Source organism: Agromyces sp. NPDC057679, from assembly GCF_042799635.1.
Taxonomy (GTDB): domain Bacteria; phylum Actinomycetota; class Actinomycetes; order Actinomycetales; family Microbacteriaceae; genus Agromyces.
In genome coordinates this window covers 1,017,379-1,042,667 of the sequence record NZ_JBHVIK010000002.1, presented here as the reverse complement: position 1 = coordinate 1,042,667, position 25,289 = coordinate 1,017,379, and the positions used below count along the sequence as shown (strand labels likewise).

The 25,289-nt window shown below is 70.6% G+C and carries 18 protein-coding genes; all 18 read right to left on the bottom strand.

Annotated elements, in window-relative coordinates; translation table 11 throughout:
* Positions 1-45: 45 nt before the first annotated feature.
* The 18 genes from rpsG to ACFVAJ_RS11635 all read right to left on the bottom strand — a co-directional run bounded on the left by rpsG (position 46) and on the right by ACFVAJ_RS11635 (position 25,188).
* Complete coding sequence (gene rpsG, locus ACFVAJ_RS11720; RefSeq protein ID WP_022889721.1) at positions 46-516, bottom strand: 30S ribosomal protein S7; 471 nt, start codon at positions 514-516, stop codon at positions 46-48.
* Entirely contained in the window at positions 516-890 is a 375-nt protein-coding gene (gene rpsL / locus ACFVAJ_RS11715; protein ID WP_022889720.1) for a 30S ribosomal protein S12, read from the bottom strand. The genes rpsG and rpsL overlap by 1 nt, the downstream gene beginning before the upstream one ends.
* Before the next feature lie 223 nt (positions 891-1,113).
* Positions 1,114-1,761 (bottom strand): spermidine/putrescine ABC transporter substrate-binding protein, encoded by a 648-nt coding sequence (locus ACFVAJ_RS11710; RefSeq protein WP_376944289.1) that lies wholly within the window; start codon positions 1,759-1,761, stop codon positions 1,114-1,116.
* Positions 1,762-1,866: 105 nt separating this feature from the next.
* Positions 1,867-2,370 carry a DUF6121 family protein gene (locus tag ACFVAJ_RS11705; protein ID WP_376944287.1) on the bottom strand — a complete coding sequence of 168 codons (504 nt, stop codon included), beginning with the start codon at positions 2,368-2,370 and terminating at the stop codon, positions 1,867-1,869.
* 35 nt (positions 2,371-2,405) lie between these two features.
* Positions 2,406-2,954, bottom strand: a complete 549-nt coding sequence (locus ACFVAJ_RS11700; protein ID WP_376944285.1) for a hypothetical protein — start codon at positions 2,952-2,954, stop codon at positions 2,406-2,408.
* A gap of 34 nt (positions 2,955-2,988) precedes the next feature.
* Positions 2,989-3,657 carry a hypothetical protein gene (locus ACFVAJ_RS11695; RefSeq protein ID WP_376944283.1) on the bottom strand — a complete coding sequence of 223 codons (669 nt, stop codon included), beginning with the start codon at positions 3,655-3,657 and terminating at the stop codon, positions 2,989-2,991.
* Positions 3,654-4,115, bottom strand: coding sequence for a hypothetical protein (locus ACFVAJ_RS11690; RefSeq protein WP_376944281.1), 462 nt, complete (start codon positions 4,113-4,115; stop codon positions 3,654-3,656). Before ACFVAJ_RS11690 ends, ACFVAJ_RS11695 begins: the two co-directional genes overlap by 4 nt.
* Complete coding sequence (locus ACFVAJ_RS11685; protein WP_376944278.1) at positions 4,116-5,942, bottom strand: hypothetical protein; 1,827 nt, start codon at positions 5,940-5,942, stop codon at positions 4,116-4,118. It abuts the gene before it with no gap.
* Entirely contained in the window at positions 5,942-6,217 is a 276-nt protein-coding gene (locus tag ACFVAJ_RS11680; RefSeq protein WP_376944275.1) for a hypothetical protein, read from the bottom strand. The genes ACFVAJ_RS11685 and ACFVAJ_RS11680 overlap by 1 nt, the downstream gene beginning before the upstream one ends.
* A gap of 91 nt (positions 6,218-6,308) precedes the next feature.
* Complete coding sequence (locus tag ACFVAJ_RS11675; protein WP_246192102.1) at positions 6,309-6,599, bottom strand: WXG100 family type VII secretion target; 291 nt, start codon at positions 6,597-6,599, stop codon at positions 6,309-6,311.
* 229 nt (positions 6,600-6,828) lie between these two features.
* Positions 6,829-11,319 (bottom strand): FtsK/SpoIIIE domain-containing protein, encoded by a 4,491-nt coding sequence (locus ACFVAJ_RS11670; protein WP_376944273.1) that lies wholly within the window; start codon positions 11,317-11,319, stop codon positions 6,829-6,831.
* Between the two features lie 3 nt (positions 11,320-11,322).
* Positions 11,323-12,606, bottom strand: coding sequence for an RDD family protein (locus ACFVAJ_RS11665; RefSeq protein WP_376944271.1), 1,284 nt, complete (start codon positions 12,604-12,606; stop codon positions 11,323-11,325).
* 163 nt (positions 12,607-12,769) lie between these two features.
* Entirely contained in the window at positions 12,770-13,867 is a 1,098-nt protein-coding gene (locus ACFVAJ_RS11660; protein ID WP_376944269.1) for a hypothetical protein, read from the bottom strand.
* A 188-nt stretch (positions 13,868-14,055) separates the two neighbouring features.
* Positions 14,056-17,952 carry a DNA-directed RNA polymerase subunit beta' gene (rpoC, locus tag ACFVAJ_RS11655; protein WP_376944267.1) on the bottom strand — a complete coding sequence of 1,299 codons (3,897 nt, stop codon included), beginning with the start codon at positions 17,950-17,952 and terminating at the stop codon, positions 14,056-14,058.
* Between the two features lie 43 nt (positions 17,953-17,995).
* Positions 17,996-21,487, bottom strand: coding sequence for a DNA-directed RNA polymerase subunit beta (rpoB, locus tag ACFVAJ_RS11650; protein ID WP_376944265.1), 3,492 nt, complete (start codon positions 21,485-21,487; stop codon positions 17,996-17,998).
* Positions 21,488-21,787: 300 nt separating this feature from the next.
* Positions 21,788-24,352: an Ig-like domain-containing protein gene (locus ACFVAJ_RS11645; RefSeq protein WP_376944263.1), complete on the bottom strand. Its 2,565-nt coding sequence runs from the start codon at positions 24,350-24,352 to the stop codon at positions 21,788-21,790.
* Between the two features lie 55 nt (positions 24,353-24,407).
* On the bottom strand, positions 24,408-24,809 hold the full coding sequence (locus tag ACFVAJ_RS11640) for a hypothetical protein (protein WP_376944261.1): 402 nt from the start codon (positions 24,807-24,809) through the stop codon (positions 24,408-24,410).
* A gap of 1 nt (position 24,810) precedes the next feature.
* Entirely contained in the window at positions 24,811-25,188 is a 378-nt protein-coding gene (locus ACFVAJ_RS11635; RefSeq protein ID WP_376944259.1) for a hypothetical protein, read from the bottom strand.
* Positions 25,189-25,289: the final 101 nt, after the last annotated feature.

Here is a 25,289-nt window from a genome sequence, read left to right as displayed (position 1 = left end):
GAGAGCGGATGCCCGGGCGTGCGCCGAGGCATCCGCTCGGCCCGACTACCAGCGGTAGTGGGCGAAGGCGCGGTTCGACTCAGCCATCTTGTGAGTGTCTTCGCGGCGCTTGACCGCAGCACCCAGGCTGTTCGACGCGTCGAGGATCTCGTTGGTGAGACGCTCGGTCATGGTCTTCTCGCGACGGGCCTTGGCGTAGCTGGTGAGCCAGCGGAGCGCCAGGGTGTTCGCGCGGTGGGGCTTGACCTCGACGGGGACCTGGTAGGTCGAGCCGCCGACGCGGCGCGAGCGCACCTCGAGGGTGGGGCGCACGTTGTCGAGCGCCTTCTTGAGGGTGGCGACCGCGTCCTGGCCGGACTTGGCGGCGACGTTCTCGAGCGCTTCGTAGACGATGCGCTGCGCGAGGTCCTTCTTGCCGTCGACGAGGATCTTGTTGACGAGCTGGCTGACGACCGGCGAGCCGTAGACGGGGTCTGCGACGACGGGGCGCTTCGGAGCGGGTCCCTTGCGAGGCATTACTTCTTCTCCATCTTCGCGCCGTAGCGGCTGCGAGCCTGCTTGCGGTTCTTCACGGCCTGCGTGTCGAGGGCGCCGCGGATGATCTTGTAACGGACACCCGGGAGGTCCTTCACACGACCGCCGCGAACGAGCACCATCGAGTGCTCCTGCAGGTTGTGGCCCTCACCGGGGATGTAGGCGGTGACCTCGGTGCCGTTCGAGAGCTTCACACGTGCGACCTTGCGGAGCGCGGAGTTCGGCTTCTTCGGGGTGGTGGTGTACACACGCGTGCACACGCCGCGCTGCTGGGGGTTGGCCTTCAGGGCGGGAGCCTTGGTCTTGGTGACCTTCGGCGAGCGACCCTTGCGGACCAACTGCTGAATGGTTGGCACTGCTTCTCCTTGTTGGTGCTGCACGGTGACAGCGGTGATGGATTTCACATCAGACCCACCGGCACCGCAGAGCAGCGGAGCCTTCAATGGTGGGTATGCCGTGGGGGTGACCCGCTGAACAGCGCAGGCACCCGAATGCGCGCGCCTGAGCGCACACACCCGATCTATGGTAATGCCACGTAACGATGCGGTCAAATGACGGTGGATGCCGCGGGTCCGCGCGTCAGCTCGGCCACCCCGGGGCGTCGAGCTCGCGGTCGAGGTCGGCGAGCATCTCGGCGACCTGCGGCTCGACGAGCCGTTCGATCGCGTTGCCGATGCGGTAGCGATGCTGGGCGAGCTCGATGCAGATGCGTCGACCGAGCTGCTTGGCGAACTCGTCGGCGAGTCGCACCTCCTCGCGCAGCGCCTCCTTCTCCTCGAGGGTGAAGGGGCGCGGCGCCGGCTCGTTCGCCTCGGCCGCCGTGACGGCCTCGAGGCCGCCGAGCGTGAAGAGGAACGGCTGGTCGGGCACCGGCTCGGGGTCGACCTCGAGGCCGAGGTACTCGGGGTCGAGGCCCTCCCCCGCGCGGTACGGGCGCCGCGCCTTGCGCTCTTCTGCGAGTCGGATCTCGCGGTGCAGCATCGGCAGGTTGCGCGCGGTGTAGTCGTCGACGGAGACGTCGATGACGCCCTTCATGCGCATCGAGAAGGCGTGCTGCACCGGATGCGGGATGTCGACGTCGAGGCCCGCCGCGGTGAGGATCGGCGAACCGAAGCAGCGCTGGCAGAGTCGGACGCGGGCACGATGCGTGCCGGGTCGCCACCGCGGCAGCCACTGCAGCCAGCGGTCGACCTCGTGGCTCACGCGCGCCTCGACCGAACCCTCCATCGGGTTCACGATACTGCGCCGGATGCCGCCGCGCGCCCAGTCGGCGAACGAGTGGCGCGCCGCGCCGCAGCACGGCGCCGTTCGGAGAGCGCCCCGGCGGCGGCCCTACTCCTCCTCGTCGCGCTCCCACGGCCAGCGCGGACGCTCCATGCCGCCGCGCCGGCCACGGGCGACGAGGACGGCGAGCGACGCCGTGAGCGCGGCGCACGCGGGCACGAGCAGGCCGAACCAGCCGGAGCCCAGCACCAACGCGAAACGCAGGCTCGCGAACACCGCCGACGAGGAGCCGAGCAGGTGCCCGATCGCGGCGACCGCGACGAAGGCGAGCCAGCTCGCGATCGCGGCGACGATCACGGTGCCCGCCATGCGTTCGGGGCGGCGCAGCAGCACGCCCAGCGCGATGAAGACCGTCACGACGGATGCCCCGACCGCCGCGGGCCCGACGAGGAGGCCGACCGACGGGTCCCCGACGACCTCGAGGTCGAGCAGCAGGCTCACGAAGCCGAATCCGCAGACGACGAGCGCGAGGTCGAGCGCCGCGGCGAAGCTCGCGACGACCCATGCGTCGCGCGTGCGCTGCGGTTCGCTCCCGCGCGATTCGTCGGCCATGACCCGAGGCTACGCCGGTTCGGTCACCCGAGTGCTCAGTCGACGAGGCGCAGCGACGCGACGATCTTGGCGAGCGACGGCGCGGCGCTCGCGACGAGCTCCTGCGGGGCCGGGCTCGCCATGACGCGCACGGTCGCCCGCTCCCCCTGGAGGAGGTACGCCAGGCCCGCGGCCGGCCTCCGCTCGGGGGCGGGTGCGAACAGGCAGCGGACCGAGATGCCGCTGCCGATGCCGGGCACCTCCACGGGGTCGACGACCGGACGGCCGACGAGCTCGGCGTCGCCGAGCAGCGCCCGGACGAGCGAGCCCTCGATGGTCTGCGGTTCGGAGACGCCGATGCTCACGACGAGGCCGAACGGCGCCGGCTCGGGCAGGTGGACGAGTCCGACCGAGGCGCCCGGCAGCAGGCGCTCGCGGGCCTGCGGCAGCCACCGGCGAACGGCATCGAGCTGCTCGTCCGTCGCCTCGGCGTGCCGGCGACGGACGCCGTCGAGCGCCTCGTCGACCCAGGCCTCGCCGCGCTCGCTCGGGTCGGTGGGCACGCGCACCCAGGCGCTGCTCGGGGCGTCGAGTTCGAGTCTCATCCGGACAGCATCGCACGCCTGCCCGACGGCCGCGTCATCCGGAGGCGAGCTCGGCCCGCAGATCGCCCGTGCGCTCCGCAGGGCGCCACTCGGCCGCCGCGACGATCGCGTCGAAGAGCTCGAGCATCAACGGCCCGGCGTCGACGAGGATCGTCGAGAACCCCACGAGCACCGCGGCCGGCCGGCCGGGCTCCGTGAGCCAGTAGTCGACCTGCAGCGCCTCGGCCTCATCGTCGCCCGAACCCGAGGTCACGAGACGGGAGCGGCGCAGCACGATCGAGTCGCCCTTCTCGAACGCCACTCCCCCGTCCTCGGCGAACTCGGACCACAGACGGTCGGAGTCGGGGCCCACGGTGCCCCCGAGGAGGCCGGCGACGAGGTGCTCCGCGACGAGCGCCGGTTCGGGGCGATCGCCGAGGGGAAGCGCCGGCCGGTATTCGATGAGCGTCGTCGCGAGCGTCGCCCGCGACGCCAGGCGCAGCGCGATGTGCTGCTGGGTGGCGCCGGCGGAGATCGCCCGCCCCGCGGCATCCGTCAGGCGTCGCCGGTGCGCCGCCCGGATCGCCGCGTCGTCATCGCGTCGGCCGTACTGGCGCCGGACGAGCTCGCGGATCGACTCGGCGGCCTCCGCCGGCGAACCGAGGGGCACCTCCCACCACTCCCCCGGAAGCCGGAACTCCAGCGCCGCCCGTGCCGCCGTCACCCCGCGGCCTCGGCGAGTTCCTCGTCGGTGAAGACGAGCCCGCTGCCGCGGTAGGCCCCGACCTCGATCGGGATCTCGGACCGCCGCTCCGACAGCCGCAGCTCGGCGGGCGCATCCCCGCCGGCCGGATCGGGGGCGGCCACGTGGAAGGCGTACGTCGTGAAGCCGTCGGCGCCCGCGTCGACCGCCCGCACCGCGCCGATGAGCACCTCTCCGAGAGCGGCGTCGCCCTGCTCGTCGAGCTCGATCTTCGCGCTGAGCCGGTACGAGCCCGGCGTGCCGGCGCTCGCGGTGCCGATCGTCGCCGAGGCGACCCCGTCGATCGACTCGAGCTCGCGCTCGATCGCCGTCGCATCGATCTTCATCTCGGTTCCCTCCGTCGTGGGCGACGTGCACCCGGTCAGCGCGGCGAGCACGACGGCACCGCCGAGCAGCAGTCGGAATCCTCGGGCCCGCATCTAGTCGCCCCTCGTGTACGCGTAGTCCACGCTGCTCGTCGGATTCCTGAAGTAGTCGGAGACCTGGATGCCGTCGTCGGCGGCGGGGTCGTCGGCCAGGAACGCCGTGCCCTGCGACGACCCGCCCTCGTCGACCTGGTTCTGCATGGTCGTCTTGTACTTCTCGGAGTCGTGACCGAGCGCATCGGCGCCGCCCGGCGGCGGGACGTCGATCTTGTAGCGGTTCGGCTGATTCGAGTAGTCGGGCGCCCAGGGATTCTCGGTGCGGGGCACCGGATCGGTCGTGTGCGAGACGTCGAGCACACGCACGCTCGGCGGGATCGGGAGGTCGTCGACCGACGACCCGGCGACCGCGATCGCGTCGACCTTGTACGTCGACGTGAAGTCGGGGTCCGAGGCGAGATTGCCCGCGGTGATGCCGCCGAGGCTCCATCCGGCGAGCATCACATGCGATCCCGGGGGGATGCCGTGCTCCCGCATCGCCGCGATCACCATCTTCTCGAGCTGCGTCTGCTGGGCCTGATCCATCTTCGCCACGATGTCGCTCGTGACGTCGTTGCCGCTCTCGCCGCCCGGTGTCCACTGCTGGGTGCTCGGGATGTGGATCCGGTAGACGATGGTGCCGTCCGCCGCCAGGCACGGCACGATGCGGACGACGGACTCGTGATTGGTGTCGGGGTCGTTCGGATCGAGGTGGCCCGCCTCGTCGATGTCCTGAAGATCCTCGAACAGGTCGGCGAGGCCCTGGTCCTGTTGCGGCTTCCACCCGTCGGTGCGATCGACGAAGACGGGGTCTCCGGTCTCGGCGCCCGAAGCGAGCTTCACGACGAGCCAGAGCGCGGGCGCGAGCGTGAACAACGCCACGATGAGGGCCTGGGTGAGCGCTTCGACCGGGTCCATCCCGGTCATGAGGTTCACCGCGGTGAACATGACCACGGTGAGGAGCAGACCGATCAACGCCGCCGTCACGAGGGCGACGAGCAGGAGCACCACCGCGACGAGGGCCATGCCGATCGCCAGCAGCACGATCGCGGCGAACGCGATCAGCGCGATCGCCGCGAGCAGGGCGACGACCGCGAGTGCGAGCACCGCGAGCGCCAGCAGTGCGAGCACCCCGAGCAGGACGAGCGCGGCGAGGACGATGAGCACCGCGGTGATGAGCTCGACGATGGCCTTGACGACCGCCGTGATCGCCTCGAAGACGGCCTTGACCGCGTCGCGCACGAAGTCGAAGAGCCCGTCGAGGGCGCCGGTGAAGCGGTCCCAGAGCGAGTCGTTGAGGTCGCTGCCCTCGACGACGTTCTCGATGCGTTCCATCGCCCGGCGGGCAGCCTGCTCGAACTCCTCGACGGCCTGGGCGTGACGTCGCTGCGCGGCTGCCGCGTCGGCGCCGTGCTCGTCGGCGGCGGCGCGGGCGCGGCCCACCCGGCGTTCGGCGGCCCGGCGTTCGTCGGCCTCCGCGGCGGGCGGGAGCGCCTGCAGTTCGAGGGCCGCCGCACGACGCGCGTCGGCAGCCCGATCGGCGGCGGCCTCGGCCGCCTCGGCGTCGTCGATCGCCGCCGCGGCGTCGGCTTGCGTGCGCTCGTGGACCGCCGCGAAGTCGAGCAGCGCGCGGCCCGTCTCGGAGTACCGGGATTCGGCTCGCCTGATCTCCCCGGCGAGGGTGCCGGCTTCTCGCCGGATCCGGTCGAGGGCGAGGCTGCGCATGTCGTCGGGGCTCGCGATCGCCTCGAGCTCGGCGACCGCGCTGCGGATCGCCTCCGCGGTGTCGACGAGACGTGCGCCGCTGCGGCGCACGATCGCGGGTTCTCCGTGGATCGGGTCCATCACCCCTCCGATGCCAGATCGCGGTCGAGCGTGGTGAACGCGTCGTGCACCGCGACGAGTGCCGAGGCGACCGTGTCGAGCTGCTCGGCGAACTCGTCGCGGCGATGCGACCAGGTCGATTCGAAGTCGCGGATCGACCCCGCCAGGCCTCCGTGACCGCACGCGTCGGCGGCCGCCCCGGCGACGCCGTCGGTGCCGTCGAAGGCATTCGCGAGCGAACTCGCGTTGCGCGCCCCATCGCCGATCACGGCGAGGTCGAGTCTGATCATGCCCATCAGCAGTTCCTCTCGATGCGGGCGCGGCGTTCGGCTGGCCGAACGGTTCTCGGCGGGTGCGGCCGATGCCGCACCCGCCGAGCCGTGGGGACTAGTTGCCGGCGAGTGCCTGGTCGGTGTCCTTGATCGCCTGCATCATCTTGCGCAGCGACTCGCCCATGTCGGAGATGCCCTCGATCGCCTTCTCCAGACCGGTCGTCAGCTCCGTGTAGCCCTCACCGAACTTGCCCGACGCGTGCTGCGTCTTGAAGTCGTCACCGAGGAGACGGTCGACATCGTCCTTCAGACGACGCAGCACGTCGCCGATCTCCTCACGACCCGAGTCGAGACGACCGGCCATCGACTCCATCTCACCGTACGACGCCTTGAAATCAGCCATCATCAACCCCATCCATCAGAATCCTCCGCCACCCGATCGGGCGACCTCCATGAGACTAACCGCAGCCCGCGAGCCACGAGAATGGGCAGCACTCCCCATGCGCGGTTCCCGATCGCCTCGGAGCCCGAGCGCGATCGCCGCGACGGCGCGCCCGGCCGGTTCGGCCCGCTCGACGACCCCGATCCACGTGGCAGCCGCGCTCCGGCGTCGACGCGATCGAGGTCGCCGCGAGTCACCCAGCGGTCTCGACGAGCGGCAGCTGCACCGTGACGAAGCGGCCGTTCTCGACGAAGATGCCTCGACCGGCCGGGAACTCGTGACGCGCGACCTTCGGGAACGGCACCTTGAAGAGCGAGTCGCCGTCGTAGGTCTCGGGCCGCAGCGCGATGCCGCGACGTCCGGCCTTGAGCTCGCCGACGAGCCCGTAGCCGCTCGAGAGCTGCGAGACATCCCCGTCGCCGATGAGGAAGTGCTCGCTGCGGTTGACCGCCTGGAACAGCTCCTTCATGGGGCGCTCGGCATCGGTGTCGCCGAACTCGGTGATGTTCTCGACCACGATCATCATGCGCTTCGTGATGCCCTCGTCGGCGACGAGCTCCTTGAGCTCCTTCGCGAGCGACCGCGCGTCCTCGATCGACGAGGCCGAGCGCCGCCAGGCCCGTGCGTCGCGCAGTGCGGCACGGCGACCGCCGAAGTGGAAGAACTCCGTCTCGGGGTCGAAGCGGGCGACCGCCGCGATGAGCGCGCGGAGCGCGTTCGTCTTGCCGCTCTGCGGCGGGCCCGCGACCACGAAGGTGCCGATCGGCTCGAAGCCCTTGGGGCCGAGCACGTCGTCGGCGACGCCGACGACCGGCGCCCCGTCGATCGAGTCGGGCAGCTCGTCGGCGCGGAGCTCGGTCGGGAGCGAGCCGATCTCGGGCGCTTCGGATGCCCCGCGCTCGCGCAGCGAGGCGGCGAACGCCTCCATCGCCTGGGTCTGCTCGGCGACGTTCGTGGTGCCCCCGAGCACGGCGATCTGCGTCTCGAGCCCGTCGACGATCGCACGACCGGGTGCACTGCGCTCGTTGAGCACGTCCTTCGGGGCGCCGAGGATCGCGTACGAGCTCTCGTCGGCGAGCCGGAGGACCACTCGCCGGTTGACGTTGGCGCTCACCGCCGTGGGCACGGCGCCGTAGCGGTCGGCCGTGGCGACCGCGTGGATGCCGAGCGGGCGACCCTCGCCGAGCATGCGCATGAACACGTTGTAGAACGGCGCACGCGCGGAGGTGCCCTCCCACTCCTGCTTGAACGTGCCGAAGCCGTCGATGAGCACCAGGATGCGGGGTTCGTCGCGGCCCGTGATCGCCCGATACTCCGTGAGGCTCGCGGCGTTCACGGCGGAGAAGCGCTTCGCGCGGTCGTCGAGCATGCCGCGCAGGGTCTTCAGCAGGCGCTGCACGCGCTCGGCGTCGTCGCCCGGGACGATCGAGCCGACCTGCGGGAGCGACTCGAGCGAGCGCAGCGACCCGGTGCCGAAGTCGAGGCCGTAGACGTGCACGCGGCCGAGCTCGGGCCGGGCCCCGGCCGCCACCGCGATCGTGCGCAGCACGGTCGTCTTGCCGGCGCCGCTCGTGCCGTAGACGAGCAGGTGCCCGTCGGTGTCGGGCTCGAAGTAGACCGCCTCCTGCAGCTGCCGCTCGGGGATGTCGGCGCGTCCGAGCGGGATGCGGGCGTCACCGTCGAGGGCGAGCTCGGCGAGATCGACGGTCGTCGCCAGTTCGTCGAGCCACGGGCGCCGCGGAGCCGGGATGCGGCTGTCGGCGGCTGCCGACACGAGCGACGCGACGAGACGCTTCTGGTCGTTCGGGCCGAGATCCTCGTCGTGGGAGTCCGACTCCTGGTCGTTGTCCGACTCCCAGAGCGTGATCGAGCCGAAGCGCAGCTCGGCGACCTTCACCTGTGCCTGCTCGGGGGTGTCCGACGTCCACCCGCCCGCGTAGCCCGACTGGAAGGGCACGAGACGCCCCGGACCGGTCTTCGCGATGCCGCGACCCGGGATCGACGGGTCGAAGGTGCCCGCGACGGGGTCGCCGACCACGTCGTTCGAGTCGGACTCGTCGGCCATGCGCAGCGCGACGCGGAGGTTGGTGTTCGCACGCAGGTTGTCCTTGATGACGCCGGCGGGGCGCTGCGTCGCCATGATCAGGTGGATGCCGAGCGAACGACCTCTCTGGGCGATGTCGACGACGCCGTCGACGAACTCGGGCACCTCGCCCGCGAGCGCGGCGAACTCGTCGATCACGAGCACGAGGGCCGGCGGGGTCTCGGGGTCCTGGCGCTTCTCGAGCTCGAGGAGGTCCTTCGCCTTCTTGCGGTTGAAGAGGTGCTCGCGATGGTGCAGCTCGGCCCGGAGGCTGGTGAGCGCGCGACGCACGAGGTGCGGGCTGAGGTCGGTGACGAGCCCGACGCAGTGCGGCAGCTCGACGCAGTCGGCGAACGCCGAACCGCCCTTGTAGTCGACGAAGAGGAAGGTGACGCGGTCGGGACTGTACTCGGCCGCCATGCCGAGCACCCAGGCCTGCAGGAACTCGGACTTGCCCGAACCCGTCGTCCCGCCCACGAGGGCGTGCGGGCCCTGCGTGCGCAGGTCGAGCGACATCGCGTCGGGGCTGCCCTGGCCGATGTACGCCTTCAGCGTTCCGGCGCGCTTGAGCCGCGGCCGCTGGCCGCGCGAGCGGTCGAGGATCGAGTTGTTCTGCCGCCAGCGCTCGGCGACCGAGAGCGGCTGCGCGGCCATCTCGGTGCCGATGAGCTTCAGGAACGAGACGCTCCGCGGGAGGTCGGAGGAGTCGGCGGTGACGGAGCTCGAGTCGGCCACGGGAGCCAGTCGCTTCGCGAAGACCTCGGCGTACTGGTTCGACACGCCCTCGATCGCGACCCGCTCGTAGTGCTCGCCGGCGCGGACGTAGCCGACCTTGGCGTTGTCGAGCCCGTCGCTCGCATCGATGTAGGTGCGGCAGGCGGCGGGCAGCGACTCGACGGTCGGGGCGAGGAAGATCGTGTAGACGCCGACGTCGGCGCCGCGCTCGATCAGCTGGGTGAGGCGGGGGCGATCGACCGGCGCGTCGTTCGAGGCGACGAGCACGAGGGCGAGGTCGGATGCGGCCTCCCGGCTCGCGCCGATCTCCTCGCCGACCTTCGCGCCGCGCTCCATGCTCGTGTCGGGCAGCCGCAGCGGCCCGCGCCGGCCCGGCGAGCCCGACAGCCGCGACATGATCGACTCCTCGAGCCCGTTGAGGAGCGCCGTGCCCGCGGACTGGCTGTCGGCGAGCGCCATCTCGGCGAACGGCGAGCGGGGACTCGTGGTGTGCGGGAGCCACTTCATCCACTCGAGCTCCTTCGCCCAGGCGGGGTCGACGATCGCGGTGGTGATGAGCTCGTTCGGCGCGTGCAGGCCGAACAGCTGCACGCCGAGCCCGCGGAGCACGTCGGCCGCGAGGTGCCGGGGCCCGGCGATGCCGATCGCGCCCGACACCGGCAGCAGTTCGATCAGCGGCACGTCGTCGATGCGCTCGTGCCGATTGCGGAGCACGTCGACCTGCTTCGCGTAGCGGGCGATGCCGCGCTGGTCGCTCGACTCGGCGACGGTGTTGCGGCTGCGCGCCCGGCCGACGCCGAGCCGCAGGCCGAGGAAGTTCCAGTGCTCGGGGCGCCTGGTCCAGAGGAGCGGCCCGAGGCGCATCGCCTGCTCGTAGACGTGCGCGACCGCCGGGGCCTCCTCGTGCCGGCGCTCGCGCTCGACGATCGTCTCGGCGCGGAGCGACTCCTCGAGGTCTTCGATCTGCGTCTCGAAGGTCTCGATCTCGAGGCGCAGCTTCTTGCCCTGCTGGGTGCGCTGGCCGACGAAGTTGCCGAGCATCATGAGCGGCGCCATCACCACGATGAGGAGGGACGTCGGGCGCTGGGTCATCGCGAACATGGCGAGGCCGAGCAGGACGGGCGCCATGATCATCGGCCACGGGAACATACGAGGCTCGGCCTCGGAGGGGATCACCGGGTGGCGGTGCTCGGTGCCCGGGTACCGCACCTCGACCCGCGGCGATCGGTTGAACATGAGCGCACCGCCGCGCTCGAGCACCGAAGCGTCGGGCGCGCCGGCGGCGCTCGCGGCGAGATCGAAGGAGACCTCGGTGGAGCCGATCGTGATGACCTGTCCGGGGATGACCCGGACGCGCTGCACGAGCCCGCCGTCGACGAGCAGGCCGTTCGCCGAGTTGAGGTCGACGAGCTCGATCGAGTGGTCGACCTCGATGCGGGCGTGCCGCTTCGAGACGAGCGAATCGGCGAGCAGGAGATCGGCGTCGGCGCCGCGCCCGATGACGCTCGCCCCGCGCGGCAGCCCGAACTCTCGGCCGGCGTCGGCGCCCGAGTGCACCCGCATCACGGCGACCGCCTCAGTGGTCGCGCCGTTCGGCCGGGGCGCGTGCGCCACGACCGCGGCGTTGAAGCCCGAGCCGATCGGTGCATCGCCGATGAGCACCTGCGGGTCGAGCACGACGGGCTCGCTCGAGGTCGGCGGCGCGACCGCGAGGGTCACCCCCGAGGTGCTGCCGAGCACCGGAGTGCTCGGATCGTTCGTGGCGATCGCCCGCGCGACGTCGCCGACGGTCGCCGTCGCGTCGGCGGTGATGACGAGGTCGACCGGTGCGCCCTGCTGACGACGGAGTCCGAGTTTGAGCTTCATGCCTTACCTTCCGGGCTCGCTCGTGATGGTGAAGCTGCGACCGCCGACGACCACGAGCGCACCCGGTGCGAGCGGGGTGCGGACACCGGGCACGAGTTCGACGACGCGCCCGTCGGGCAGTCGCACCTCGGTGCCGTTGGTCGAGCCGCGATCGGCGATCCAGAAGCCGCCGTCGACGGCGCCGAACTCCGCGTGCACCTTCGAGATCCGCTTCGAGGGATCGTCGACGGGCAGCAGCTGGGCCGTCGCTCCGGGCCCGGCATCGGGGGCGCGGCCGAGCAGGCCGAATGCGGATGCCTCGACGGCGGTGCCGTCGTCGAAGCGGAGCACGATCCGGGTCGGCGTCGACGAGCCCGGACGCGGGGCGACCTCGGGCGCCGCGGGTGCCGCAGGCACGGCCGCCGGGAGCTGCGTCGGGACGACCGGCGGCGGTGCGGGCGGAGCCGGTGCGGCCTGGGGCGGAGGCGGCGGAGCGAAGCCCAGCGACGAAGGCGGCGCGGGCGGCGGCGCGTCACCGCCGATCGGCGGCGGGGTCCACGAGTCGATGCCGGTCGCGCCGGGCGACACGACGCCCGAGCTCGAGCGCTCGGCCGGGATCTGGAACACCTCGCCGAGCGGGCGATCGCTCGCGAGCGACGGGAGCCGGACCGCCTCGGCCTCGGGCGGGGCGGCCGCGACGCGTCGGGCCCGTCGCATCGCCTTGGCATCGAAGGGGTCGAGCGCGCGACGGGCGTCGACGACGTAGCATCCGCCCACCCGATCGAGCCAGGAACGGCCGCGCTGCTCGGGATCCCATGAGCCCGAGGCGAACAGGATCGCCGGGCCGATGAACGGCAGCACGAGTTGCGCGGCGCCGAGCACGAGCGCGCGCAGCACGATGCGCCAGAACCCGGCCGGTCCGAAGTCGCGCACGCTCACGGAACGGAGCCCCGCCGCGGCCTTGCCGACGGTGACGCCGAGCCGGCCGTGCAGCACCAGTTGCACGAAGCCGAAGACGACGGTGAGCGCCTCGCCGACCAGGATCGCGATGAGCGGGCCGGCGGCGGCCGAGCCGAGACGGGTCGGGTCGCCGCCCGCCGCGACCACCGGGTCGACGAGCAGCAGCACCCCGATCAGGGTCGGCGTCGCGAGCACCGCCCAGATGGCGGCGTCGAGCGCGAAGGCCCCGGAGCGCCGACCGCTCGGCGCGGGTACGAGGCCGAGCGCCCGCGCGTACTCGGGGTCGGGACGACCATCGGGTCGGAGGCCGGGCGTCGGCTCGTCGTCGATGTCCATGGTGACGCTCACGTCGCTCCTCGAGTCGGCAGGTCGGCAGGGTGGTCCAAGCTGCTACCCAACCCGATCGTGGGCACGCTGTCGATGGGGAGGAGTCACCATCCCCGTCTGACGAGCGTACCCGCAGCCTCGGGCTCCGTTGCGCGTTGTGCACAGCCGCCCGCGGCGGCCTCGATCAGCGCAGCGGCTGCGGCTGCGGCCCCGCGGCCAGCTCGCGGTCGTACGCCTCGAGCGCGAGACGGTTGCGCTCGTTCACGGTGCGCCCGCGGGCGGCGATCCACCCGCCGAGCCAGATCGGGATCTCGCGTGCGATCAGCGCCGCGACGATCGCGAACGGGTCGAGCCAGCGCTGTGCGATGAACGACTGCGCGTCCTCGAAGGTGAGGGTCCACGCCTCGATCGTGAGCAGCGCGCCGCCGAGGTACGAGAAGTACACGAGCACCCCGACGAGCAGTCCGAACACGACGTACGCCCACCAGCGGCCGCGATTCACGATCGCGGCAAGCAGTGCGAAGCCGACGAAGAAGGCGATGATCGGCACCCAGTAGACGGGCTTCGCCAGGAACCGCTCGACGAAGACGGTGTTCACCTCGGCCGCGTCGCCCTGGCTCAGCAGCAGCAGGTAGGCGATGCCCGCGTAGAGCGCGGCGAACAGGGCGGCGCCGATGAGCGCGACGAGGGCACCGAACGCCCGGTTGCCCTTCGCACGCGGCGGCTCGGGCGCCTGGACGTAGACGGTCTGGGCGCCGAACGGGGGCGCGACCTCGGGGGCGGGCTCGGGGGCGAGGGTGGCGGCACCCGATGCCGCCGCGGCGGCGGCCGTCGAGGCCGGGACGTAGGTCTCGCGACGCACGGAACCCGCGGGCACCGGCTGCGGTGCGGCATCGGCGTCGTCGATGCCGTTGCCCTCGTCGTCGTCGGAGGCGGAGGTCTCGGCACCCGCGTTCGCGCGCAGCACTGCGGCGTCGAGCGCGCTCGTCTCGGCAGTGTCGGACTGCGCGGGCTCGTCGAACGGGTCGGGCTCCGCGGCATCCGGGACCGCGGGGTCGGCGGGCATCGCCGCAGTCGCGTCGGTGTCGTCCGCAGCGACGGGCGCAGCGGTGCCGGCTGCCTCGGCGGTGTCATCAGGTGCGATGGGCTCGTCCCCGTCGGCGGTACCGGAGTCGGCGGCTCCCACGGGCTCGGCCGACGCCGCATCGGTCTCGGCGGGCTCGCTCGTCTCGTCGCGCCGCACCTCGTCGTCCGACTCGGGTCCGGGAGTCGTGCTGCTCATGATCGCGCTCCTTTCGGGTACGCCTCGTACCCGCGGTGGGCCAACTGTAACGCCGCGAGGCCGCCGCGGCCCCGCGCCGCGCGGATCCGGCGGTGTTTCGCCCATGGGACGGCGAAGGGCCCCGGATCTCTCCGGGGCCCTTCGTCTGGATCACTCGACGGCGCTGCGCGCCGCCGCGATCACCGGGTTCAGCTGTAGTTGCCGGGCGTGAAGTCGTCGCTCGAGAACGCGTCGAAGTCGACGAAGCTGAGGTCGCCCTCGCTGAAGGCCGCGTCGTCGGTGAAGATGCGGTTCGGGTAACGCTCCGCCTTCGCCTCCTCCGTGGCCTCGACCGCGACGTTCCGGTACTTGCCGAGGCCCGTACCCGCCGGGATCAGCTTTCCGATGATCACGTTCTCCTTGAGGCCGACCAGCGGGTCGCTCTTGCCCTCCATGGCGGCCTGCGTGAGCACGCGGGTCGTCTCCTGGAAGGACGCGGCCGACAGCCACGACTCGGTCGCGAGCGAGGCCTTGGTGATACCCATGACCTCCTGGCGGGCCGACGCCGTCTTCTTGCCCTCGGTGAGCGACGCGCGGTTGATCTCGTTGTACTTCAGGCGGTCGACGAGCTCACCGGGCAGCAGGTCGGTGTCGCCGTGGTCGACGACGGTGACCTTGCGCAGCATCTGGCGCACGATGACCTCGATGTGCTTGTCGTGGATCGGCACACCCTGCGAGCGGTAGACGTCCTGCACGCCGTTCACGAGGTGCTTCTGCACCTCGCGGACGCCCTTGACCCGGAGGACCTCCTTCGGGTCGACGGTGCCGACGATCAGCTGCTGGCCGAGCTCGACGTGCTGGCCGTCCTCGACGAGCAGCGTCGAACGCTTGAGCACGTTGTACGCGATCGGCTCGTCGCCGTTGTCGGGCGTGAGGATGACCTTGCGCTGCTTGTCGGTCTCGTCGATCGTGATGCGGCCGGGGGCCTCGACGATCGGCGACGCACCCTTGGGGGTACGGGCCTCGAAGAGCTCCTGCACGCGGGGAAGACCCTGCGTGATGTCGTCGGCCGAGGCCGAACCACCGGTGTGGAAGGTACGCATCGTGAGCTGCGTGCCGGGCTCACCGATCGACTGGGCCGCGATGATGCCGACGGCCTCGCCGATGTCGACGAGCTTGCCGGTCGCGAGCGAACGGCCGTAGCACTTCGCGCAGACGCCGACCGCCGACTCGCAGGTGAGGACCGAGCGGACCCGGATCGACTCGACGCCCGCGGCGATGAGCTCGTTGATGAGCACGTCGCCGACGTCGCTGCCGGCCTCGGCGACGACCTCGCCCTTGGCGTTCACCGCGTCGGCGGCGAGCGAACGGGCGAACACCGAGTTCTCGACGTTCGGGTCGCGGACGAGCTCGCCCGAGGAGTCGACCGTGGCGATCGGGAGCTCGAGGCCCTTCGACGTGCCGCAGTCCTCCTCGCGGATGATGACGTCCTGCGAGACATCCACCAGACGACGCGTGAGGTAACCCGAGTCGGCCGTACGGAGGGCCGTGTCGGCCAGACCCTTACGGGCACCGTGCGTCGCGATGAAGTACTCGGCGACCGAGAGGCCCTCGCGGTAGCTCGAGATGATCGGGCGAGGGATGATCTCACCCTTCGGGTTGTTCACGAGGCCTCGCATACCGGCGATGTTGCGCACCTGCAGCCAGTTACCACGAGCGCCCGAGGTCACCATGCGGTTGATGGTGTTGTCGGTCGGGAAGTTCTCCTGCATGGCCTTGGCGACCTCGTCGGTGGCCTTGGTCCAGATCTGGATGAGCTCCTGACGACGCTCGAGGTCGGTCGTGAGACCCTTCTCGAACTGCGACTGCACCTTGGCGGCCTGCTTCTCGTACTTCGACACGATCTCGCCCTTCGAGGGGGGCGTGATGATGTCGGAGAGCGCGACGGTGACGCCCGAACGGGTCGCCCAGCGGAAGCCGGCGTCCTTGATCCGGTCGAGGGTCGCGGCCACCTCGGTCTTCGGGTAGCGCTCGGCGAGGTCGTTGACGATCTCCGAGATCTGGCCCTTGCCGGCCTGGCGGTTGAAGTACGGGTAGTCGACCGGGAGCGCCTCGTTGAAGAGCGCGCGGCCGAGGGTCGTCTCCATGAGGAACGGCTTGCCCTGCACGAAGCCCTCGGGCTCGTCGCCCTCGCCGAAGTAGAGACCGTCGAGACGGATCTTCACCTTGGCGCCGAGGTCGAGCTCGAGGTCGCCCGGACGGTTCTGGTCGAACGCGAGGATGGCCTCGGCGATCGACGAGAACGCGCGGCCCTCGCCGGCTGCGCCGGGCTTCTCGGTCGTCAGGTGGTGCAGACCGATGATCATGTCCTGCGAGGGCAGGGTCACCGGGCGGCCGTCCGACGGCTTCAGGATGTTGTTCGAGGCGAGCATGAGGATGCGCGCCTCGGCCTGGGCCTCGACCGAGAGCGGAAGGTGCACGGCCATCTGGTCGCCGTCGAAGTCCGCGTTGAAGGCGGCGCAGACGAGCGGGTGGAGCTGGATGGCCTTGCCCTCGACGAGCTGCGGCTCGAACGCCTGGATGCCGAGACGGTGCAGCGTGGGCGCACGGTTCAGCAGCACGGGGCGCTCGCGGATGATCTCCTCGAGGACGTCCCACACCTGCGGGCGCGAACGCTCGACCATGCGCTTGGCGGCCTTGATGTTCTGAGCGTGGCTCAGGTCGATCAGGCGCTTGATCACGAACGGCTTGAAGAGCTCGAGCGCCATCTGCTTGGGCAGACCGCACTGGTGCAGCTTCAGCTGCGGGCCGACCACGATGACCGAACGGCCCGAGTAGTCGACGCGCTTGCCGAGCAGGTTCTGGCGGAAGCGACCCTGCTTGCCCTTGAGCATGTCGCTCAGGGACTTGAGGGCGCGGTTGCCGGTACCGGTGACGGGGCGACCGCGGCGGCCGTTGTCGAACAGCGCGTCGACGGCCTCCTGCAGCATCCGCTTCTCGTTGTTGACGATGATCTCGGGGGCGCCGAGGTCGAGCAGACGACGAAGACGGTTGTTGCGGTTGATCACACGACGGTAGAGGTCGTTCAGGTCGCTGGTCGCGAAGCGGCCGCCGTCGAGCTGCACCATCGGGCGGAGCTCGGGCGGGATCACCGGCACGACGTCGAGCACCATCGCCGCGGGCGAGTTGCCCGTCGCGAGGAACGAGTTGACGACGCGCAGGCGCTTGATCGCGCGGATCTTCTTCTGGCCCTTGCCCTCGGCGATCTGCAGGTGCAGGTCCTCCGCCTCGGCGGCCAGGTCGAACGCCTCGAGGCGCTTCTTGATGGCCTCGGCGCCCATGTAGGCGTCGAAGTACATTCCGAAGCGGTCCTGGAGCTCGTGGAAGTCCGCGTCCTCGGGCTTGAGGTCGCCGACCTTGAGGGTGCGGAAGGCCTCCCACACGCGCTCGAGGTGCGCGATCTGCTCGTCGCCCGACTTGCGGACCTGCGTCATCTCCTTGTCGGCGGCGGCCTCGGCGCGCTTGCGCTGGTCGCTCTTGGCGCCCTCGGCCTCGAGGGTCGCGAGCTCCTCCTCCTTGCGGGCCATGAGGGTCGCGATGCGGGCGTCGCGCTGGTCGCCGATGGTCTTGATCTCGAGGCGGAGCTCGTTCTCGAGGCCGGGCATGTCGGCGTGACGGCCCTCGTCATCGACGTCGATCACCATGTAGGCGGCGAAGTAGATGACCTTCTCGAGGTCCTTCGGCGCCATGTCGAGCAGGTAGCCGAGGCGGCTGGGCACACCCTTGAAGTACCAGATGTGCGTGACCGGGGCGGCGAGCTCGATGTGGCCCATGCGCTCGCGGCGGACGGAGGACTTGGTGACCTCCACGCCGCAGCGCTCGCACACGATGCCCTTGAAGCGCACGCGCTTGTACTTGCCGCAGGCGCACTCCCAGTCGCGGCTCGGGCCGAAGATCTGCTCACCGAACAGACCGTCCTTCTCGGGCTTGAGGGTGCGGTAGTTGATGGTCTCGGGCTTCTTCACTTCGCCGTAGGACCACTTGCGGATGTCCTCTGCGGTGGCCAGGCCGATCCGAAGCTCGTCAAAAGTCGTTGCGTCGAGCAATTTCTCTCCTTGGAAAGTCTCTGTAGTCGTCTACTGGCCCGGCTTAGATCTCGTCGATGTTCGACGACTCGAAGCGCGCGGAGATGTTGATGCCGAGTTCTTCCGCAGCGCGGAAGGCCTCGTCGTCGGTGTCGCGGAGGGAGACCGCCGTGCCGTCGGCCGAGAGGACCTCGACGTTCAGGCAGAGCGACTGCATCTCCTTCATGAGCACCTTGAAGGACTCGGGGATGCCGGGCTCCTGGATGTTCTCGCCCTTGACGATCGCCTCGTACACCTTGACGCGGCCGAGGATGTCGTCGGACTTGATCGTGAGGAGCTCCTGCAGCGCGTACGCGGCGCCGTAGGCCTGGAGCGCCCAGACCTCCATCTCGCCGAATCGCTGGCCACCGAACTGCGCCTTACCACCGAGCGGCTGCTGGGTGATCATCGAGTACGGGCCCGTCGAACGCGCGTGGATCTTGTCGTCGACGAGGTGGTGCAGCTTCAGGATGTACATGTAGCCGACCGAGACCGGGTACGGGAAGGGCTCGCCCGAGCGGCCGTCGAAGAGCTGCGTCTTGCCGCTCGAGTCGATGAGTCGCTCGCCGTCGCGGTTGGGGAGGGTCGAGTCGAGCAGACCCGCGATCTCCTCCTCGAACGCGCCGTCGAACACCGGGGTGGCGACCTTGGTGCCGGGGGCGGCCTCGTGGGCGGCCTCGGGCAGGCGCTTTGCCCACGCCGGCTTGCCCTCGACCTTCCAGCCCTGCTTCGCGACCCAGCCGAGGTGGGTCTCGAGGACCTGGCCGAAGTTCATTCGACCGGGGATGCCGAGCGGGTTGAGCACGACGTCGACCGGCGTGCCGTCCGCGAGGAACGGCATGTCCTCGACGGGGAGGATCTTCGAGATGACGCCCTTGTTGCCGTGACGGCCGGCGAGCTTGTCGCCCTCGGTGATCTTGCGCTTCTGGGCGATGTAGACGACCACGCGCTGGTTGACGCCCGAGCCGAGCTCGTCGTCGCCGTCCTGCGAGTCGAACACCTTGACGGCGATGATCGTGCCCTGCTCGCCGTGAGGCACCTTGAGCGAGGTGTCGCGCACTTCGCGGCTCTTCTCGTTGAAGATCGCGCGGAGCAGGCGCTCCTCCGCCGACAGCTCGGTCTCGCCCTTCGGCGTGACCTTGCCGACGAGGATGTCGCCGGGGCGGACCTCGGCGCCGATGCGGATGATGCCGCGCTCGTCGAGGTCGGCCAGCAGGTCGGGGCTCACGTTCGGGAGGTCGCGGGTGATCTCCTCCTTGCCGAGCTTGGTGTCGCGGGCGTCGACCTCGTACTCCTCGATGTGGATCGAGGAGAGGACGTCGTCCTTCACCAGGTTCTGGCTGAGGATGATCGCGTCCTCGAAGTTGTGACCCTCCCACGGCATGAACGCGACGAGCAGGTTCTTGCCGAGCGCGAGCTCGCCGTTGTCGGTCGCGGGACCGTCGGCGATGACCTCGCCGGCCTCGATACGGTCGCCCGTGTTCACGATGACGCGGTTGTTGTACGAGGTGCCCTGGTTCGAGCGGTCGAACTTGCGCAGGAAGTAGGTCTGCGTGCCGCCCTCGTCGAGCTGCACCGTGACGGAGTCGGCCGAGACCTCGGCGACGACACCTGCCTTGTCGGCGGTGATGACGTCACCGGCGTCGATCGCGGCGTAGCCCTCCATGCCGGTGCCGACGTACGGCGAGTCGCTGCGGAGCAGCGGCACCGCCTGACGCTGCATGTTCGCACCCATGAGGGCGCGGTTCGCGTCGTCGTGCTCGAGGAACGGGATGAGCGAGGTGCCGACCGACACCATCTGGCGCGGCGAGACATCCATGTAGCCGATCTCGTCGGCGGGGATCAGGTCGACCTCGCCGCCCTTCTGACGGGCGAGCACGCGCTCCTCCGAGAAGTGGCCGTCGGCCTTGAGCGGTGCGTTGGCCTGAGCGACGATGAAGTCGTTCTCCTCCATCGCGGTGAGGTAGTCGATCTGGTCGGTGACCTTGCCGGCGACGACCTTGCGGTACGGCGTCTCGATGAAGCCGAAGGAGTTGATGCGCGCGAACGACGCGAGCGAGCCGATGAGGCCGATGTTCGGGCCTTCCGGCGTCTCGATCGGGCACATGCGGCCGTAGTGCGAGGGGTGGACGTCTCGGACCTCGACGCCGGCGCGGTCTCGCGAGAGACCGCCGGGGCCGAGCGCCGAGAGACGGCGCTTGTGGGTCAGACCCGCGAGCGGGTTGTTCTGGTCCATGAACTGCGACAGCTGCGAGGTGCCGAAGAACTCCTTGATCGCGGCGACGACGGGTCGCACGTTGATCAGGGTCTGCGGGGTGATCGCCTCGATGTCCTGCGTCGTCATGCGCTCGCGGACGACGCGCTCCATGCGGCTGAGGCCGGTGCGCACCTGGTTCTGGATGAGCTCGCCGACCGCGCGGATGCGACGGTTGCCGAAGTTGTCGATGTCGTCGACGTCGAGGCGGAGGTCGACGGCCTTGCCGCCGCGGCGGCCGGGCAGCGTCTCGCGCTCGTCGTGGAGGGCGACGAGGTACTTGATCGTGGCGACGATGTCCTGGACCGTCAGCACCGAGTCGGTGAGAGGGGCCTCGAGACCGAGCTTCTGGTTGATCTTGTACCGGCCGACCTTCGCGAGGTCGTAGCGCTTCGGGTTGAAGTAGAAGTTGTCGAGGAGCGCACGCGCGGCCTCGGCGGCGACCTGCTCGCCCGGACGGAGCTTGCGGTAGATGTCCTTGAGCGCCTCTTCCTTCGTGAGGATGTTGTCCTTCTCGAGGGTGAGGGCGATCGACTCGTAGCCGGCGAACTCCTCGAGGATCTCCTCGGAGGTGAGGCCGAGGGCCTTCAGGAAGACCGTGACCGACTGCTTGCGCTTGCGGTCGATGCGGACGCCGACCTGGTCGCGCTTGTCGATCTCGAACTCGAGCCAGGCACCGCGGCTCGGGATGACGCGGGCCGAGTAGATGTCCTTGTCGGAGGTCTTCTCGGGGGTGCGCTCGAAGTAGACGCCGGGCGAACGGACGAGCTGCGAGACGACGACGCGCTCGGTGCCGTTGATGACGAAGGTGCCCTTGGGGGTCATGAGCGGGAAGTCGCCCATGAAGACCGTCTGGGTCTTGATCTCACCCGTGAGGTGGTTCATGAACTCCGCGTTCACGTAGAGCGGGGCGGAGTAGGTCTTCGACTTCTCCTTGCACTCGTCGATCGTGTACTTCGGAGGCTCGAGCTCGGGGTTCGTGAACGAGAGCTGCATGGTCTCGCCGAGGTCCTCGATGGGAGAGATCTCCTCGAAGATCTCCTCGAGACCGGTGGTCTCGGGCAGGTCCTTGCGTCCGGCCGACTGGGCCTCGGCGACGCGTGCCTTCCACGCGTCGTTGCCGACGAGCCAGTCGAAGCTCTCGGTCTGGAGTGCGAGGAGGTCGGGTACCGTGAGGGTATCGGCGATCTTCGCGAACGAGAGGCGGCTTGCACCGCGTCCGTTCTTGGGGGTGGGCGTGGTTGCGTTGCGCGCAGCAGCCAAGTGAATAACCTCCATGGCCCCGTCGGGCCGGTTCACTGTCGGTAGCGGAGAGAGTTCAGTACCCCTCAGACATGGTGCGTATGTCGGAGATCACAGGATCTCGACACGCACGAAGCCGACCGCAATATGAAGGCATGCAGGGTCTGGGAGCGCAAACGTCAACTATATGCGATCCGACGCGCCAAGTCCAGCCGGATTCTTGATTTGTTTGCGGATGTCCGGTATAACCACGCGTCCGGTCCGTTTCCGGGATGCCACGAGGGGCCGAACTCCGCGGAGATCGGCCCCTCGTGACGTGGTTCAGCGGGTGCTGCCGCGGCGACGGACCCGGGCGGCGGCGAGCGCCGCGAGACCCAGCAGCAGGGCGAGGGCGGATGCCTCGGCCGCGCCCCGCGGGTCGGCGCCGGTCTCGGCGAGGCCCGTGCCGACGGGCTCCTCGGCGGTGGCCGCGACGCCGGCCGGGGTCGCCTCCTCGGGCCGCGCGGGCTCCGACTCCTGGTCGCCCGGGTCGGCGGGGTCGCCCGGCTCGGTCGGCGCGCCCGGCTCGGCCGGAGTGCCCGGCTCGGTCGGCGTGCCCGGCTCGGCCGGCGTGCCCTCGCCGGGCGTCTCGGTCTCGGCGACGACCTGCAGTCGGACGACCGGGTACTGCCATTCGTCGTCGGCGTGGAGGGTGTAGCTGAACTCGTCGGGGCCGAGGTATCCCTCGTCGGGGGTGTAGGCGAACGAGCCGTCGGCCTTCCAGGTCACGGTGCCGTGCTGCGGCTCGACGCCGATGCCGGCGAGCTCCTTCGCCGCGGAGGCCGGCGCGATGTCGTTGGCGAGCACGCCGGGGGCGTCGACCTCGAGGGTCTGCCCGGCGACCGCGACGTAGAAGTCCTCGGCACCGATCACGGGCTCCTGCCCGGGCTCGACGACCTCGATCCAGAGCCGGGCGGTGCGGTGCTCGAGCCCGTCGGTGATCGTGACGTCGACGTTGTCGGTGCCGACGAAGCCCGGCACCGGCGTGTAGCGGTAGCCGCCGTCGGCGTCGATCTCGAAGATTCCGTGCTGCGCGCCGGGCTGCTGGAGCACGGCGAGCACGTCGCCGTCGGCGTCGAAGTCGTTCGCGAGCACGCCGGGCGCCGCGACGACGAGCGTCTCCCCCGCGGTCGCGACCGCCTGGTCCTCGTGCGGGTCGGGCGGAGTGTTCGTCCCGTCGTCGGCGACGACCTCGAACACGAGCTTCGCCTCGTTGCCGTGCTTGCCGTGCTCGTCCTTCACCGTGTAGGTGAACTCGTCGATGCCGACGAACCCGACCGGCGGCGTGTAGCGCCCCCAGTCGCCCGAGTACCAGTTGAGCTGGCCATCGCCGACCGAGTCGAACGAGCCGACCGAGATCGCGTCGCCGTCGGGGTCGCTGTCGTTGGCGAGCCCGAGCGGCGCCGGCAGCAGGTTCGTCTGCCCCGCCTTCACGACGAAGTGGTCGTCGTGCGCGACGGGTGCGTGGTTGATCGAGCCGTCGCCGACCTGCAGTTCGACCTGCACGGTCTTGCTCGTGTACGCGTGCTGGTCGTTGACGAAGTACTCGAAGGCGTCGATCCCGGTGAATCCGGCCGGCGGCGTGTAGGTGAAGCTGCCGTCGGTCGACCACGTGAGCGATCCCTTCAGGCCGTCGTCGTCGACGATCGCCTCGAGCAGCTCGCCGGGCTCGCCGAGTTCGGCGTCGCTGTCGTTGGCGAGCAGCCCCTGCGCGGCGCCGACCGTGAGCGGGGTGTCCTGCACGACGCCGTACACGTCGGGCGCGGCGACGGGCGCCTCGGGAATGACGTCGGGGCCCGAGGGCTCGACGCCGTCGGCCGCGGGGTAGAGCCAGAGGAACGCCTCGCTGCAGGCGACCGCGGTGCAGACGCGATACGTCAGCGTGTACGGCGTGGCAGGCGAATCGGCGAGCTCGGCGAAGAAGGCGCCGCCCGTGCCGAGCATCCGTGCGTCGCCGTTGCCGACCTGCTTGCCGTAGGGGAACACGAGCGAGGTCACCGGCTGCCCGTCGAGCGCGTCGTTCTGCAGGAGCCCCTGGACGTCGCCGATGTAGAGGGAGGCGCCGGGGGTGTAGAGGTAGGTGTCGTCGGCGGCGACGGGCGGCGCGTCGACGTCGCTGCCGGCGGGCAGCACGTCGACCGTGATCGACGCCCAGTCGCTCGTGAGGTCGTCGGCGCCGTGGTCGTCGCGGATCTTGTACTCCCACGTGACCGTGCCGGTGAAGCCCGCGGGCGGGGTGTAGGCGAAGCCCGGGTAGGTGCCCCAGCCCGATCGCGTTCCGACCGACGGCTCGGTCGAGTCGTTGAGCGTGAACCAGTCGCCGTCGGGGTCGGCGTCGTTGATGAGCATGGCCGGGTCGGCGATGCGCAGCGTCGTGCCCTCGAGCATCTGCCAGTGGTCGTCGACCGGCACCGGGGCGGTGTTCACGGGCCCGAACTGCGCCGGCCCGGCGACGCCCGACTTCGCCTCGCGCAGGCCCGCCTTCGCCTCGGGGGCGGGCGGTGCGTCGAGGGTCTCGGCGGTGGATGCCTCGTCGGAGGGCGTGGGCGCGGATGCCTCGTCGGCGTCCTCGACCGGGACGCCGGCCTGCTCGGCGGGGCCTTCGGCACTCCCGTCGGCCTCGGCGTCGGGCGTCGGCGCCGCGGCCTCAGCCGGTGTCTCGCGTGCCTCCGCGGCGGGCTCCGACGATTCGGCGGCCGGGGCCGGCACGATGGGCAGTTCCTCGGCGGCCGCGCCGAGCGGTGCGGCGATCGCCGCACCGCCGATGACGGCGGCGAGCGCGAGGCCCGCGAGACGTGCGGCCGGTCTGCGGCGGAACTGCGGTTCTTCGGATTCGGTGGTGTGCACGGTGTTCTCTCGCTTCTCTGCTGGGTCGGTCGGGATTCGTGGCGGCGGAGGCGGGTCAGGCCCACTCGATCCGCAGGGTGTCGGCGCGGCCGGGAACGAGGCTGACGTCGAGCGTCGCGCCGGGCACCGCTCGGGCGAGGTGCAGCGGCGCGAGCTGTTCGGTCCGCGCGACGGGCATCGGCACGCCGCCCGGCATCCGCACGTGCAGTTCGAGCTCGACGACCGCGTTCATGCCGAACATGACCGGCAGCTGCCGGGCGCCGAGCACCGTCGCGGTCGTGCGCAGCCGCTGCGCCTCGAGGTGGGGTTCGGCGGGGGCGGGCGTCGTCGCGGCCATGATGCGGCTCGCCTGCTCCATCGAGGCACTGGCCTGCGCCATCGTGGCGCCGACATCCATGCGCTGCTGCGCCTCGTACCCCTGGCGGGTCAGCGTCGTGAGGTCCTTGAGGAATCCCACGTCACACCGCCGAGTAGATCTCGTTGAACCGACGCCCGACCCCGCGGTCGGCCTGGATGCGGGCGCCCCACCCGGCGGCGGCCGCCTCCCACGAGGGGCCGTCGACGCCGAACATGGCCGCGACGGTCGGCAGCATGGCCGCGTCGTAGCCGTAGGCGGCGATGCCCTTGGAGATGCGGGCGTAGCGCTCGAGGTCGACGCCGGCGATCGGCTCGAGGGCGCCGGGCGCGGCCTCGGCGGTCATCGCGTACGCGGCCTGCGCGTTCATCTGCTGCTGGTACTGCGCGGACTGCGCCTGCAGGGCGTTCGCCTGGTCGATGAGGCCGGGGGCCGCCTCGACCATCTTCGCCATGTCGCCGAACTGCTTGAAGAGGTTCATGATCGTGTCCTTGTCGTGGTGATGCTCGGTGTCCGAGGGCCGTGCGGCCCGATGACAGAGGTTCCCGCGGCGGGGGTCCGCGCCGGATGGGCAGCGCCTGC

Excerpts from the sequence above, each read along its gene's own strand:
- rpsG (WP_022889721.1), bottom strand. The coding sequence starts at position 516 with ATGCCTCGCAAGGGACCCGCTCCGAAGCGCCCCGTCGTCGCAGACCCC.
- ACFVAJ_RS11710 (WP_376944289.1), bottom strand. The coding sequence starts at position 1,761 with ATGGAGGGTTCGGTCGAGGCGCGCGTGAGCCACGAGGTCGACCGCTGG.
- ACFVAJ_RS11705 (WP_376944287.1), bottom strand. The coding sequence starts at position 2,370 with ATGGCCGACGAATCGCGCGGGAGCGAACCGCAGCGCACGCGCGACGCA.
- ACFVAJ_RS11700 (WP_376944285.1), bottom strand. The coding sequence starts at position 2,954 with ATGAGACTCGAACTCGACGCCCCGAGCAGCGCCTGGGTGCGCGTGCCC.
- ACFVAJ_RS11690 (WP_376944281.1), bottom strand. The coding sequence starts at position 4,115 with ATGCGGGCCCGAGGATTCCGACTGCTGCTCGGCGGTGCCGTCGTGCTC.
- ACFVAJ_RS11685 (WP_376944278.1), bottom strand. The coding sequence starts at position 5,942 with ATGGACCCGATCCACGGAGAACCCGCGATCGTGCGCCGCAGCGGCGCA.
- ACFVAJ_RS11680 (WP_376944275.1), bottom strand. The coding sequence starts at position 6,217 with ATGGGCATGATCAGACTCGACCTCGCCGTGATCGGCGATGGGGCGCGC.
- ACFVAJ_RS11675 (WP_246192102.1), bottom strand. The coding sequence starts at position 6,599 with ATGATGGCTGATTTCAAGGCGTCGTACGGTGAGATGGAGTCGATGGCC.
- ACFVAJ_RS11670 (WP_376944273.1), bottom strand. The coding sequence starts at position 11,319 with ATGAAGCTCAAACTCGGACTCCGTCGTCAGCAGGGCGCACCGGTCGAC.
- ACFVAJ_RS11660 (WP_376944269.1), bottom strand. The coding sequence starts at position 13,867 with ATGAGCAGCACGACTCCCGGACCCGAGTCGGACGACGAGGTGCGGCGC.
- ACFVAJ_RS11635 (WP_376944259.1), bottom strand. The coding sequence starts at position 25,188 with ATGAACCTCTTCAAGCAGTTCGGCGACATGGCGAAGATGGTCGAGGCG.